11 protein-coding genes and 1 pseudogene are annotated in these 13,569 nt (G+C 71.6%); 6 read left to right on the top strand and 6 right to left on the bottom strand.

Going from position 1 to position 13,569, the window contains the following annotated elements; all coding sequences use genetic code 11:
- Positions 1–310: 310 nt before the first annotated feature.
- The 4 genes from QNA09_RS15400 to QNA09_RS15385 all read left to right on the top strand — a co-directional run bounded on the left by QNA09_RS15400 (position 311) and on the right by QNA09_RS15385 (position 2,906).
- The gene (locus tag QNA09_RS15400) at positions 311–793 is read left to right on the top strand and encodes a hypothetical protein (RefSeq protein WP_308071967.1); all 483 of its coding nucleotides are present in this window, start codon (positions 311–313) and stop codon (positions 791–793) included.
- Between the two features lie 118 nt (positions 794–911).
- Entirely contained in the window at positions 912–1,433 is a 522-nt protein-coding gene (locus QNA09_RS15395; RefSeq protein ID WP_010595544.1) for a hypothetical protein, read from the top strand.
- Positions 1,434–1,435: 2 nt separating this feature from the next.
- On the top strand, positions 1,436–2,029 hold the full coding sequence (locus QNA09_RS15390) for a YdeI family protein (protein ID WP_010595543.1): 594 nt from the start codon (positions 1,436–1,438) through the stop codon (positions 2,027–2,029).
- A gap of 4 nt (positions 2,030–2,033) precedes the next feature.
- Positions 2,034–2,906: a sucrase ferredoxin gene (locus QNA09_RS15385; protein WP_026137513.1), complete on the top strand. Its 873-nt coding sequence runs from the start codon at positions 2,034–2,036 to the stop codon at positions 2,904–2,906.
- Positions 2,907–2,964: 58 nt separating this feature from the next.
- Here the strand turns inward: QNA09_RS15385 and QNA09_RS15380 are convergent, their stop codons facing one another.
- The 6 genes and pseudogenes from QNA09_RS15380 to QNA09_RS15355 form a co-directional block, all read right to left on the bottom strand.
- Positions 2,965–4,944, bottom strand: a complete 1,980-nt coding sequence (locus tag QNA09_RS15380) for an SDR family oxidoreductase (protein ID WP_308071966.1) — start codon at positions 4,942–4,944, stop codon at positions 2,965–2,967.
- A gap of 32 nt (positions 4,945–4,976) precedes the next feature.
- Positions 4,977–7,100 carry an MMPL family transporter gene (locus tag QNA09_RS15375; protein ID WP_308071965.1) on the bottom strand — a complete coding sequence of 708 codons (2,124 nt, stop codon included), beginning with the start codon at positions 7,098–7,100 and terminating at the stop codon, positions 4,977–4,979.
- 57 nt (positions 7,101–7,157) lie between these two features.
- The gene (locus QNA09_RS15370) at positions 7,158–8,741 is read right to left on the bottom strand and encodes an ABC transporter permease (protein ID WP_234420099.1); all 1,584 of its coding nucleotides are present in this window, start codon (positions 8,739–8,741) and stop codon (positions 7,158–7,160) included.
- Positions 8,738–9,655 (bottom strand): ABC transporter ATP-binding protein, encoded by a 918-nt coding sequence (locus QNA09_RS15365; protein ID WP_040272405.1) that lies wholly within the window; start codon positions 9,653–9,655, stop codon positions 8,738–8,740. The genes QNA09_RS15370 and QNA09_RS15365 overlap by 4 nt, the downstream gene beginning before the upstream one ends.
- A gap of 10 nt (positions 9,656–9,665) precedes the next feature.
- Positions 9,666–11,200, bottom strand: a pseudogene (locus tag QNA09_RS15360) (multicopper oxidase family protein).
- Positions 11,201–11,373: 173 nt separating this feature from the next.
- Positions 11,374–12,057, bottom strand: coding sequence for a ScbR family autoregulator-binding transcription factor (locus QNA09_RS15355; protein ID WP_052455294.1), 684 nt, complete (start codon positions 12,055–12,057; stop codon positions 11,374–11,376).
- A gap of 57 nt (positions 12,058–12,114) precedes the next feature.
- Between QNA09_RS15355 and QNA09_RS15350 the strand changes: the two genes are divergently transcribed.
- Together QNA09_RS15350 and QNA09_RS15345 are read left to right on the top strand one after the other, a co-directional pair.
- Complete coding sequence (locus tag QNA09_RS15350) at positions 12,115–12,693, top strand: carboxymuconolactone decarboxylase family protein (protein ID WP_040272407.1); 579 nt, start codon at positions 12,115–12,117, stop codon at positions 12,691–12,693.
- Positions 12,690–13,553: an RNA polymerase sigma-70 factor gene (locus QNA09_RS15345; RefSeq protein WP_040272409.1), complete on the top strand. Its 864-nt coding sequence runs from the start codon at positions 12,690–12,692 to the stop codon at positions 13,551–13,553. Before QNA09_RS15350 ends, QNA09_RS15345 begins: the two co-directional genes overlap by 4 nt.
- Positions 13,554–13,569: the final 16 nt, after the last annotated feature.

Genomic DNA, 13,569 nt, shown 5'->3' with positions numbered 1-13,569 from the left:
GGGCGGGGACGGGGCACCCACGAGCCGTCGGCCGGGTGAAGTGCAGACGCAGTCAGTGTGATGCAAATCACAGTCGCGTCCTCCGGGGTGCCGGCTGCGCCACCGGCGGCACGGAATCCGCAGGACAGGACGCTGTCGAGGCATCGTTGCGGTGTCGGTTCGCCGACAACGGTTTGACTCCCGCGGACGGCGGGAATGGTGTCTGGTTGCCGTCCCCCCGGCTCCGGCGGCGATTGGCAACGACGGGTTGCACGGCCGAAGATGATTGATACCGTCCGAAACACCTACTTCTTCGACGAGAGGAGCGCACATGCGCAGCACGACGAAACGACTCGCTGCCACCGTGATCGCTGAAGGTGTCGGCGTGGGGCTCGGCGGCGGTGTGGCCGCGGCCGCGCCCGAGGGCGGAAAGCACGATGGGCCGGTGCGGTACTGGGCCGACGGTAAGGACGACTGCTCCGTCGACTTCACGATCGAGAACGACACGGCCCTCGAGAACTTCACCATCGACTTCGTCGTCGACGACGAGGTGCCCACCGGCACGGACTACGGCACCGGGCCCACCGGTCGCCTCGCCGGACTGAAGTCCGTCCCCAATGGCACCGTCACCCACAACGTGCGGCTCGGTACTGTCGAGCAGCTTCCGACGTTGCCGAATCCGTTGGCGGACTCGCACGTCGTGAAGTACCGGATGATCCTCGGGCCCGAGCAGGACTACATGGATATCGGCACGTGGCACCAGACGACAATCCGCGGCTGCAACCCGATCACCAGCGGCTCCGCCGGCCTGTGACGGATGCCCCCGCAGCGCGAGCGCGCTGAGCGCCGACCACGTGAAGCGGGTGCCCGGCCGGACCGATCGAGCGGTCCGACCGGGCACCGCGCTGCCGGCCGGACGTTAGGATCGCCGCATGGCACGGACCGCGCACGACCGTCGCCTGCTGGTCGCCGCAGCGGTATTCGCGGTGTCGCAGGCCAACATCGCCCGAGTGCTCGGCCCCGCCGCGCCGGCAGTCGGACGGATCCAGACCGCCTTCTCCGCAGCGGCGTACCGCCGGGTTCTCGACGGACTCGATGCGGACGCTGTCGCGCGGTATCGCCGACACTACTACTGGGACCTGGTGCATCCCTTGATCTTTGCCATCGCACTGCGGGCCGGGGCGCGATCGCTCGCCGACCACCGGCCCGTTCCTGCGCGCATCCGCCGCGCCCTCGCCCTCGCCCCGGCGGTGGCCGCGTCCGCGGACTACGTCGAGAACGTCGCGGGTCTGTACCTGCTCGACCACCGGGACCGCATCACCGACACCACCGTCCGGGCGGCGACAACGGTCAGCACCGTGAAGTGGGTGCTCGCGCTCGGCTCTCTCGCCTACCTCTCCCAGAGCTTCCTCGGTCTGTGGACGCGGTCCGGCCTGCGCCGGCTGGGGAGATGACCATGGCCGACGAGTTGCCCGTCGAGTACTTCCCCGACCGGGAGTCCTTCGCCACCTGGCTGCGTGAGCACCACACCGATTCGCCGGGCATCTGGGTCGCGCTCGCCAAGAAGGGATCGGCGCATCCGTCGGTGAGCTACGCCGAGGTGGTCGAGGAACTGCTGTGCCACGGCTGGATCGACAGTCAGGCGCGCAGGCTCGACGACGACTTCCGCCTCCAGCGCATCACGCCGCGCCGGGCCCGCAGCCCGTGGTCGCAGCGCAACCGCGAACTCGTCGAGCGCCTCGAGGCCGAGGGCCGGCTGAGCGCAGCCGGGGCCGCGGAAGTCGCCCGCGCCCGCGCAGACGGTCGCTGGGAGCGCGCCTACCCCGGCCAGGCGACCGCGCAGATGCCGCAGGACTTCCTCGACGCCCTCGCGGGCAATCCCGCCGCGCGGGCCTTCTACGACACGCTCGACGGTCGCAACCGCTACGCGATCGTCTATCGGTTGCAGGCCGCGAAGCGCCCGGAGACCCGTGCACGCCGCATCGAGGCCTTCGTGCGGCAACTTGCCGAGGGCCGTCGCTTCCACGATCAGCCCGGACGGACACAATGAGCGGGTGAGCCCTGCATTTCCTCCCACCTGCTCCGCGGCCTCTGCGCTCGACGAGCCATTGCCCGGCACCGCCGCCACCGCTCCGGGCTGGGTGTGCCTCGAGATGCCGTCCGGCTGGGGGCGCGACGTCCTCGACGGTACCGCTCTCGGTCCCGACCTCGCCGGCGAGTTCTCGGCCGCGGCCGACGCCGCCGGCGTGCGGCTGCTGTTCATCCGGCGACCCGGACGCGACACGTCGCGTCCCGGCGGCGCCCGCACCGTGTTCCTGGCCCGGTCCGATCCGGGCAGCAGCTGGTGTGAGCGGCTCGAGGTCGGGGAACCGAAGGAACTGCTCGATCTGATCCCGCGCGTCGTCGCCGGTCCGGCACCCGGCCTCGGCCGCGCGGTGAGCCGGCCCGTCGCGCTGGTGTGCGCCCACGGCAAGCGGGACCGGTGCTGCGCCGTGCTGGGGCGTCCTGTGGCGGCGGCGCTGGCCGCGGAGTTCGGCGAGGATGTGTGGGAGTGTTCGCACACCGGCGGGCACCGGTTCGCACCCTCGCTGATCCTGCTGCCCACGGGCTACACCTACGGCCGGCTCGACGTCGCGCAGAGCCGGGACGCCATGGCGGCCGCCGCCCGCGGCGAGGTGTACCTGCCGGGGCTGCGGGGGCGCAGCAGCTGGTCCGCGGCCGGGCAGGTCGCCGAGATCGCGGTGCGCGAACGGGTGACCGCGGACGCCGATGCGTTCGTCGTCGACGAGAGCGACGCCGCAACGGTGGTGCGGCACCGCGACGGCCGTCACTGGCGCGTGCGGGTCGAGGCCCGGCAACTGCCGCCACGCCCGGTCAGCTGCGGCGCCGATCCGAAGCCGGTGCGACCACTGGTGGCGATTCTCTAGCGGTGTGCCCTTTGGGCGGTCCCAGCCGCCCAAACGGCACACCGGCGGCGCAGCCGCCTCACCAGTGCACGCCGGGCAGCAACCGGCCGACCCGGCGCAGCACCGCGGGGTTCGGCAGCATCGGACGGGGCAGCGTCCGCAGCTGCGGGGGCGTGTCGGACTTCTCGCCGCGTGCGGCGGGCGCGTCGGGGTAGGCGTGGTAGTAGAGCGCGAACATCCGATCCCGCAGAGCCGGGGCGAAGAGACCGGCGAACTCACCGACGGTGCCGATCGGCACGTCGATGCGTTTGGGCCGCTCGACGAGGGCCCGGATCACCATCTGCGCGGCGTCCTCCGGGCTGATCGCCGGTCCCGGGTTGTACGACCCGGTGGGCTCGATCATGGGGGTCCGCACGAGAGGCATGTGGAGGGTGGTGAACGTGATTCCGTCGTCCCGCGTCTCGGAGGCGGCGACGTCCGCGAATCCTTCGAGCGCGGACTTCGAGGCGATGTACGCCGCGTATCGCGGGGTGCGGGCCTGTACCCCCGCGGTGCTGATGTTCACGATGTGTCCGAAGCGGCGCGCCCGCATGTGCGGCAGCAGGGCCAGGGTCGCCCGCACCGCGCCGATGTAGTTGACCGCCATGGTGCGTTCGAAGTCGTGCAGTCGGTCCGTCGAGTGGTACAGCCCGCGCCGGATCGAGCGGCCCGCGTTGTTGACCAGCATGTCGATGCAGTCGTGCTCGGCGAGGATCGCCTGCACGGTGTGCTCGACCGCAGCCGAGTCGGTGACGTCACACGGATAGGCGTACGCACTGCCGCCGTCCGCGCGGATCGCGGCGACGACCGCGTCGAGTTCCTCGGCGCGACGGGCGAGGGCGAAGACCACGGCACCCTCGCGGGCCGCGGCGATCGCGGTGGCGCGTCCGATCCCCGAGGAGGCACCGGTGATCAGCACGTGCCGTTCCACGAGCGGTCCGCGCGGATCGTCGCGGCGGGCCCGGTCGGGGTCGAGGTGCTCGCGCCAGTAGCGCCACAGCAGCGGGGCGTACCCGGCGAACTCGGGCAGCGTGATCCCGCTGCCGCGCAGGGCCTCCCGGGTGTTCCGGTCGGTGAACCGGCTCGGGAAGGTCAGCTGGTCGAGCACGACCGAGGGGATGCCCGCCCGGCGCAGCACGAGACGACGGACGGCGTCCAGGCCGGGAAGCGCGCTGCTCGACAACAGCGGACGCACCAGCGCGCCGGGCACACCGGCGACGGGAACGGGGGCTCCCGCCGCGGCGGCCAGCGCCGCGAACACCTCGCGCACCGGCTGTGGGCGCGAGACGAGGTGGAAGGTGCGCCCGTCCGATCCGGGACGGTGCATGAGTTCGACGATCGCGGCCGCGACGTAGTCGACCGGCACCAGGTTGGTGTCGCCGAGGTCGGGCAGGACCAGTGGCAGCCGGGACGGCAGCGCCGCCAGCGCGGCCAGGGCGGGAAAGAAGTAGTAGGGACCGTCGATCTTGGTGATCTCGCCGGTGGTGGAACTGCCCACGATCACCGACGGCCGGTAGATGCGCCGGCGCACCGGACTCGCCCGGACCGCCTTCTCGGCCTCGAACTTGGTGCGGTGATACGGCGACGGGAAGCGCTGGCCCAGGTCGAGGTCGTCCTCGGCGAACGTGCCGCGGTGATCACCGGCGACAGCGACGGACGAGACGTGGTGCAGGGTCGCGCCCAGTTCCAGTGCGAGCGTGATCACCGCGCGCGTACCTGCGACGTTCGTGGTCGCCTGCTCCTCGCCGACGGTCAGGTCGTAGATCGCGCCGAGGTGCAGGACGTGCTCGGCCGGCGGCACCGTGGCGGGGTCGAGTCCGAGTCCCGGTTCGGTGAGATCGCCGAGCAGCGCGTGCAACCGGGACCCACCGTCCAGACGCCTGCGGAGGGCCTCGAACTTCGGCAGCGACGCCGGCCGGACCAGCACATGGATGTCGGCGTCCGGCCGGGTCCCGAGCAGTCGGCCGAGCACGTGCGTGCCGAGGAAACCGGTCCCGCCCGTGACGAGGTACGTGGCCATGACCCGAACCTACTGCAAGGTAAGAACGGATTCTAGTGTCCGATGCCGACCTTCGCGTGCGCCCGCTTCATCCACGCCGGCGCCCACCAGTTCGCCTCGCCCATCAGCTTGACCAGCGACGGCACCAGCAGCATCCGCACCACGGTCGCGTCGATGATCAGCGCGAGGATCATCCCCACCCCCAGGAACCGCATGATCGACAGTCCCGAGATCGTGAACGCGCCGGTCACCACGATCAGCAGCAACGCCGCCGAGGTCACCACCCGGCCGGTGCGCTCGGTGCCGAACCGTACCGCCTCCTCCGTGCTCGCCCCGGCGGCCCGGGCCTCCACCATGCGCGACATCAGGAACACCTCGTAGTCGGTGGACAGGCCGAACACCACCGCCAGGATCAGCACCACGAAGCTCGGCTCCAGCGGGCTGGGGGTCACGCCGAGCAGCTCCGCTCCGTTGCCGAGCTGGAACACCCAGGTGAGCACGCCGAACGTGGCGGCCAGGCTCAGACCCGCCATCGCCACCGCCTTGAGCGGGAGCACCACGGACCCGAATGCCAGGAACAGCAGCACCAGGGTGGAGAGCACCATGACCGCGATCATCGCGGGCATCGAGCGGGCGATCGCGGCATTGCTGTCGTCGACCATCGCCCGGCCGCCGCCGACGAGCAGGTCGGTGCCCGGCGGGGGCGGCAGATCCCGTAGCTCCCGGACGATCTCGCTCGCCTGCGGCGTCTCCTCCACCCCCTGGGCGTACAGCGCCTGCAGGACCACGACGTCGTTCCGCGCGGCGACGGTGACGGTCTGCGCGACGCCGTCCACGTCCGCCGCCGCGCGGGATACCGCCGTGACCGCGACCGCGGCGGGTGCGGAACCGTCGTCGCCCCGCAGCACGAGCGTGACGCCGTTGCCGGTGGAGGGGAACTCGTCGAGCAGTGTCTGGGTGGCGGCACGCGCCGGGTCACCCGCGGGCAGGGCGGTGTACTCGATCTCGCCGAAGGAGGCGCGCAGCAGCGGCGTGGCGAGCAGCAGCAGACCGGCGGTGATCGTCACCGCCACCAGGGCCGGCCGGCGCATCACCTTCGTCACCACCGACCCCCAGAAGCGCCGGGCCCGGGCCTCGCCCCGCCGCGCGGCGCCCTCACGCCACGTCAGCGCGTTGATGCGGTGCCCGAGTATCGCCAGCAGCGCGGGAATCGCGGTGAGCGAGAGCACCGCCGCGCTGAGCACGGCGGCGATCGCACCGAGACCCAGGGACCGCAGCAGTGCCTGCGGGAACACGAGCATTCCGGCGAAGGCGCACATCAGCAACAGCCCCGAGAACATGACCGTGCGGCCCGCGGTGAGCACGGTGCGACGCGTCGCGGAGGCCGGGTCGGCGCCGGAGTCGAGTTCCTCCCGGAAACGGCTGACGATGAACAGGCCGTAGTCGATCGCCAGGCCCAGACCGATCAGCGACGTGACGTTCAGCGCGAACGAGCTCACCTCCGTGTACATCGTGAGCAGACGCAGCGTCGCCAGAGCGCTGAGGACGGCGAGGACCCCGACGAACACCGGGACCGCCGCCGCGACGAGACCGCCGAAGATGAACACCAGCAGCACCAGCGTCACCGGAAGAGCAATCGCCTCCGCGAAGAGCAGATCGCGCTCGAGCCGGGTGGTGAACGCGACGCCGACGACCGAGTTCCCCGCGAACTGCGCGTCGACACCGGGGACCTCGAGTCTCGGGAGCAGACCCTGGAACGTCGTGACGGTGATCTCCGAGCCGGGCTCGAGGGTGACGGCCGCCGCCGCGCTGCCGCCGTCCTTCGACAGCAGCAGCTGCTTCGCCGGTGGCGTGGCCGACCAGTAGGAGTCGACCGAACGGGTGGGTACCTCGGCCGCGAACCGATCGAGCACCGCGGTCACCTCGGGTCCGATGTCGGCGACGGTGCGCCCGGGTGGCGGGGTGTAGATCGCGATGATGTCGGCGGTCTGGGGACCGAAATTGTCGTCCACGATGCGCTGCACCTCGGCCGATTCGCTGCCGGGGTCGTAGAACCCGCCCTGCGAGAGTCGGCCGAACACCCCGGTGCCCCAGACGCCCGCGAGCACGACGACGACGACCGCCAACCCGAGCACCCACCAGCGCCGGTCGACGACGAATGCGGCCCAACGGTTCATGCGGTGCTCCGTTCCCGGTGACGACCCGATGCTCCGCGACTGTAGTGCGACCGGTCCTCAGCCGACGTCCCGGCGCCGGAACCCCGCGAACCCCACCGCGGCGAACAGGGCGGCCACGGCGGTGAGCACGGCGAGCCCGAGCCACTGCGGTGGTGCCGCCGTCACCACGGGCACGTGCCGGAACGGACTGATTCCCAGAATCCAGTTCCACAACCGGAACAGCGGGCCCAGGATCGTCAGCGCGAAGGCGGCGACCACACCGAGCCAGCCGAGCATCCGCGCCCGGGGCCGGGCGCCGATCACCGCGACCGCGAACCCGACCAGCACCCACACCGCGGGAATCGTCACGAGCGCCTGGCGGATCAGATCCCCGGCCGCGATCCGTCCACCCCGCGCCGACGAGACGTACGCGAACAGCGTCGCCCCCACGAGCAGCGCCGCCGCGGGGGCGAGCAGCGCGATTCCCGCGTGCGACGCGAAGTACCGGGTCCGGGTCAGGGCCCCGGCCAGCACCGGTTCGACGCGCAGCGCCAGTTCCTCGGCGCGCAGCCGCATCATCACCTGGACCCCGAACACGGCGGCGACGATGCCCATCAGCTGCAGCATCGTCACCACGAAACCGAAGACGAGCGAGCCGCGTCCGCTCCCGAGCAGCGAGCCGAGCGCCGGGTTGTCGGCGAAGACCTCCGTGAACGTGGTGGACATGAAACCGAACACCACCCCGAGCGCCACGAACACCGTCGTCCACGCGGCGAGCGCGCCGCGGTGCAGACGCAGCGCCAGGCCCCACACGTTCGTTCCCGCCCCGCCTTCTGCGGGCCCCGGCGACGGCGCGATCACACCGACCCCGAAATCGCGCCGGGCCTGCAGGACGAACGCGATCAACAGCAGTACCGCGGTCAGCACGAGGCAGGCCGCCAGGGGCCACCAGTCGTTTCCCGCCGCCGGGCGAACCTGCTGCACCCAGCCCAGCGGGGTCGTCCAGATCGCCCACCCGTCGGGGGCGACCACGTCGACGTAGGCGCGGACCAGCAGACAGGCTCCGAGCACCCCGATCGCCAGGGTGGTGGCGGTGGGCGCGTAGGACCCCAGCTGGGCGGTGACCGCGGCGAGCGCGCCGAACACCAGCCCGGACGCGGTGAACGTCGCGGCCAGCGTGACCGAGTCGGCGACACCGCCGCCGACGAGGATCGTCGCGCCCGCACAGACGACACCGAGCGCGACGGAGGCCAGCGACGACCACGCGACGGCCGTCGCCAGCCGGGCCTGGCGGCCGACGACGCCCGAGGCGACGAGTTCGGCCTGACCCGAATCCTCGTGGGCGCGGCTGTTGCGGATGACGGCCAGGATCGCCATCAGGGCCGTGAAGAACGCGCCGAGCGCCCCGGCCCGCCACGCGTTGAATCCGTCCGCGTAGGTCAGGTCGCGCGCCGGGCCGAACACGACCCGCAGCGCCGGGTTCGCGCCGAGGGTGGCATCGAGGGTGCGGCGGCTCGCCGCGTCCGGGAACACCCAGCCGTAGGCGAGGACCGACGACACCGACAGCGCCGTGACGAGCACGATCCACGGCGCGACGTTGCCGCGGTCCTGCTCGGCGGTGGCCCGCAGCAGCGGCCGCATCCCCGCCCACGAGGCCCTCACGTCGGGGCCTGCCCGTCGCGGCCGTGCCGGTGATAGTGCCGCAGGAACAACTCTTCGAGGGACGGTGGCGAGACGGTGATGCTGCGGATGTCGTTGCGGCCCAGAGCCGCGAGCACCGGGCCGGCGTGGCCGTGCTCGACCGCGCAGTGCACGCGCGGGCCGTCGATGCGCACGTCGTGGATCCCGGGCAGCGCGGTCAGTGCCGCCGGGTCGGCCACGGGGGCGGCGAGGACAGCGTCGATCGTCGAGCGCAGATCCGCACGCATGTCCTCGAGCGTGCCGGTCTCGACGACCCGGCCGTCGCGGATGATGCTCATCCGGTCGGCGAGCGTCTCGACCTCGCTGAGCACGTGGCTCGACAGCAGGACCGTCCGCCCGCGCCGCTTCTCCCGGGTGATCTCGTCGTGGAACACCGCGGAGATGACCGGGTCGAGCCCCGAGGTCGGCTCGTCGAGCAGCAACAGTTCCACGTCCGAGGCCAGGGCCGCGACGAGCGCCACCTTCTGCCGGTTGCCCTTCGAATAGGTGCGGCCGCGTCTGGTCGGGTCGAGTTCGAACCGGTCGAGCAGGGCCGCGCGGCGCCGCCGGTCGAGTCCGCCGCGCAACCGGCCGAGCAGATCGATCGCCTCGCCGCCGGTCATTCCGGGCCACAGGCTCACGTCGCCCGGCACGTAGGCGAGCCGTCGGTGCAGGCTCACCACGTCGCGCCAGGGGTCGCCGCCGAGCAGCCCGACGTGCCCGGCGTCCGGCCGGAGCAGACCCAGCAGGACCCGCAACGTGGTGGACTTGCCGGCCCCGTTGGGGCCGAGGAAGCCGTGCACCTCGCCCGCGGCGACCTCCAGATCCAGGCCGTCGAGCGCAGTGAAGCGTCCGAATCGCTTGACCAGTCCCTCGATCCGGATCGCGGACGTCATGGGACGCACGCTACTCGTGGACGGCGGTGTGGGCGGGCGGTTCGGGTGGCGGCGCCGCACCCGGGTCGACGACGACGAACTGCCCCATCATGCCGTCGTCCTCGTGCCGGAGCAGGTGGCAGTGGTACATGTACGGCGCCGCGGGATCGGGGTGACCGGTGAACCGCATCAGCAGCCGGACGGTGCGCCCCGGTGCGATGTAGACGGTGTCCTTCGGGCCGGACAGGGCGGGGTGGCCGTCACCGAGAACGCGGAAGCTCGTCCCGTGGACGTGGAAGTTGTGGATCGTGCCGCTGCTGTTGCGGACCTCCCACACCTCCGTGGCGCCGGCGGCGACGGTCTGGTCGATCCGGGACATGTCCGTTTCGCGGCCGTCGATGGTGCCGGAGCCGGTGAGGTCCAGGTGCCGTGTGACGGCGGGGGGACCGGGATCCTCGTGGGTGACCGGTTCCCCCTGCACCTGCGTGCTGGGCGTGAGCGTGCGCGCGGCGCGCAGCTCGAGGATGTCGAACTCGTCGTCACCGCCGGAGAACCTGGTCTGCCAGAAGTCCGCACCCAGGTCCGGCGGGGTACTGCGGAGCACGGTCGTCGCGCCCGCGGGCAGCGCGACGACGATCTCGGCGCGCTCACCGGGGGAGAGCTGGATGCGGCGCATCGGTGCCGGATTCGTGAGCGGGCCGCCGTCGGTGCCGACGAGCAGGAACGGCAGACCGGTGTCGAAGGAGAAGTTGTACACGCGAGCGTTGGAGGCGTTGAGCAACCGCAGCCGGATCCGCTCGGCGGTGACGTCGAGGTAGGGCCGCGGGGTGCCGTTGACGACGATCTCGTCGCCGAGGAGGCCGACGGCGGCGAACATCGCGCCGTCGGTGGCGAGTTGGTCACGGTCGAACCGCTTGTCCTGCACCACGAGTGGGATGTCGTCGATCCCGTACCGGTCGGGCAGGGGTGGACCGCCGGCCGGGTCGTCGAGCAGGAACAGTCCGGCGATCCCGCGGTAGACGTGGTCGGCGGTGGTGCCGTGCGGGTGCGGGTGGTACCACAGCGTCGCGGCCGGCTGGTCGACTGTCCACTGCGGACTCCACGTCGCCCCCGGGGCGATCGGCTGGTGCGGGCCGCCGTCCACGGCGGCCGGCAGGTGCATGCCGTGCCAGTGCAGGGTGCTCGCCTCGTCGAGCTCGTTGGTGACGTTCACCCGGACCTGTTCGCCGCGGCCGGCACGCAGCGTCGGCCCGAGGTACGACCCGTTCACGCCCAGGTCCGGGTGCCGGGACCGTGCCCGAGGTCCGTGGTGCCGCGCTGCATGGTCAGGTCGAACACGCGGACCCCGTCGGGTGCGATCGTGCTCGTCGCGAGCGGCGGGATGCGCAGCGCACGGTCGAAGGTGACCCGGCCGGTGGTGTCGACCACCGCCGAGTTCCACGCGTGCGCGACGAGGCCGCCCGCGATCGCCGTGAGGACGACGATCACGGCGACGAGCGCGCCGGAGAGTTGCAGCAGGACCCGCTTCACGAGATCGATACTGCTGCGGCGGGCGGGGCGGCACATCCGGGCACACACCGGAAATCGGACTGGGGGACAACCCCGAAAGGACCGGTGTGCGCGGGTGCTCCCGGCGGACCGAACGGGGGGGTTCCTCTGACGAGCGGGTGGTTGCCGGGCCCGAGGCTCGGCCGGTGCCGCGGGAACCGCCTTCTCGTCGCGAACCGGCAGGGGACCCGTCAGCGCGCAGAGCGGATCGCCGGGATCCGATCGTGCCGATCGGCCCGGACGATGCTGGGGAGCAACAGCTCCCACATCTGGTCGAGGCGGGCCTCGAGGTCCGCGCGGTCGGCGAGAACCATCGACAGCAGGTACACCCCCGCGACGGAGGAGACGAGGAACCGGGCGTGCGCGGCCGGGTCCAGTCGGGCGCTCAGTTCCTCTTCGTCCGACGCACGCCGGAACAGGGCTTCGAACACCGTGATCCAGCTTCGGTAGGCCTCGCGGTCGGCGCGTTCGTACTCGCCGGTCAGCCGCAGTCCGGCCTGGACGATCAGATCTTCGCTGAACAACCGTCCGAGCGCATGGGTGAGCGCGACCAGCTGCTCGAGGGCGGGGCCGTCGGCGTGCAGGACGGTGCCGATCGCGGCACGGGTGCGCTGTTGCTGTTCGCTGATCAACGCTTGCACCAGGGCGTCCTTGGTGGGGAAGTGGAAGGTCAGCGCTCCCTTGGTCACTTCGGCCGAGGCTGCGGCCTCGGCGAGGGCCGTGCCGTGCACGCCGTTGTCGGCGAACAACCGCGCGGCGGCGAGAAGGATCTGCTGTCGGGTCCGGATCGCGCGCTGCTGGGCCGGGCGCCCGACCGCGGGAGCCTCGGACGGCGGATTCGCAGCGGCCGGAGTGGCTGCCGGCTCGAATGTCACATTCGATTCGTGGCCGGTGTCTCCATGCCGAGAGAGCAAGCAACCGAAGGAGGAATCATGACCAGCAGCACCAGGATCCCGAAGGCGGAGCTGACCGGCATCTACGGCGCGCTCGTCGAGCGGATGTCCCGGAAGATGCTCGGGGACGTGCCCGAGGGGGTGGGGGTGATGTGGCACAACCGGAAGGTGCTGAACTTCGGCTTCGGGGTCGGTCGCCGGATCCAGAAGTGGGACCGGTGTGACGAGAACCTGAAGTCGTTCGCCCATATGGCGGTGGCCAGCCTGGTCGGGTGCAGTTTCTGCCTGGATCTCGGCTACTTCCATGCCCACAACAAGGGGTTGGACGTGGCGAAGGCGCGTGAGGTGCCACGGTGGCGTGAGTCGGATGTCTTCACGCCGCTGGAGCGCGACGTCATGGAGTACGCCGAGGCGATGACGCAGACGCCGCCGACGGTCACCGACGAATTGTCGGCCCGGCTGCTGGAGGCACTCGGCCCGGCCGCGATGGTGGAGCTGACCGCTTACATCGCGCTGACGAACTTCATGACCCGCTCCAACACCGCGTTCGGCATCGAGTCGCAGGGGTTGTCCGCCGCCTGCAATCTCGAGCCGCTCGCCGTAGCGTCGAAGTCGTGACCGACGACCCGTTCGTCGCCCACCGCAACCTGCTCTTCACCGTCGCCTACGAGATGCTCGGCTCTGCCGCCGACGCCGAGGACGTCGTCCAGGAGACGTGGCTGCGGTGGGCGGACGTGGACCGGACGCAGGTGTGGGACGCGCGGGCCTATCTGGTGCGGATCGTCACCCGGCTGGCGCTCAACCGGCTGCGGGCATTGGCGCGGCAACGCGAGGAGTACGTCGGGGAATGGCTGCCCGAGCCGCTGCTCACGACTCCCGACGTGGCCGAGGACGCCGAACTCGCCGAGAGCGTCTCGATCGCGATGCTCACCGTGCTGGAGACCCTCGGTCCGGTCGAGCGGGCAGTGTTCGTCCTGCGTGAGATGTTCGATACGCCCTACGACGAGATTGCCGAGGCGGTGGGCAAGACCCCGGCCGCGGTCCGGCAGATCGCCCACCGTGCCCGCCGGCACGTCGCGGCGCGGCGACCGCGGATGCGGGTGGAGCCGGCCGAGCAGCTGGCGGTGGTCGAGAAGTTCATGACGGCCCTCGCGACGGGCGATGTGCAGGGCCTGATGGAGGTGCTCGCCCCGGACGTGGTGGCGATCGCCGACGGCGGCGGGGTGGTGCCGGCGGCCCGGAAGCCGATCGCCGGAGCCGAGAAGCTGGCGGCGCTGCTGATCCGCCTCGCCCAGGCCCCGGGCTTCGTGGCGGCCGGTGCCTGGCTCAATGGGATGCCGGGCGCACGTTTCGAGGTGGAGGGCGCAGCCGCTGCGGTGAGTCTGGTGGTCGAGGACGGCCGGATCACCCGCCTCTACGCGGTCAACAACCCCCACAAGCTGGGGCGGCTGGGAACGTCGGCGGAACTGCGGCGGTGACCGTCCCGCCCGGCGG

The sequence above is a fragment of the Rhodococcus sp. AH-ZY2 genome (genome assembly GCF_030916465.1).
Classification (GTDB): domain Bacteria; phylum Actinomycetota; class Actinomycetes; order Mycobacteriales; family Mycobacteriaceae; genus Rhodococcus; species Rhodococcus ruber.
The sequence above is the reverse complement of the archived record's forward strand: the minus strand, read 5'-3'. Positions and strand labels throughout refer to the sequence as shown.

What these genes read in the sequence shown, in the direction of transcription:
- QNA09_RS15400 (WP_308071967.1), top strand. Translation starts at nt 311, where the DNA reads ATGCGCAGCACGACGAAACGACTCGCTGCCACCGTGATCGCTGAAGGT.
- QNA09_RS15395 (WP_010595544.1), top strand. Translation starts at nt 912, where the DNA reads ATGGCACGGACCGCGCACGACCGTCGCCTGCTGGTCGCCGCAGCGGTA.
- QNA09_RS15390 (WP_010595543.1), top strand. Translation starts at nt 1,436, where the DNA reads ATGGCCGACGAGTTGCCCGTCGAGTACTTCCCCGACCGGGAGTCCTTC.
- QNA09_RS15380 (WP_308071966.1), bottom strand. Translation starts at nt 4,944, where the DNA reads ATGGCCACGTACCTCGTCACGGGCGGGACCGGTTTCCTCGGCACGCAC.
- QNA09_RS15375 (WP_308071965.1), bottom strand. Translation starts at nt 7,100, where the DNA reads ATGAACCGTTGGGCCGCATTCGTCGTCGACCGGCGCTGGTGGGTGCTC.
- QNA09_RS15365 (WP_040272405.1), bottom strand. Translation starts at nt 9,655, where the DNA reads ATGACGTCCGCGATCCGGATCGAGGGACTGGTCAAGCGATTCGGACGC.
- QNA09_RS15350 (WP_040272407.1), top strand. Translation starts at nt 12,115, where the DNA reads ATGACCAGCAGCACCAGGATCCCGAAGGCGGAGCTGACCGGCATCTAC.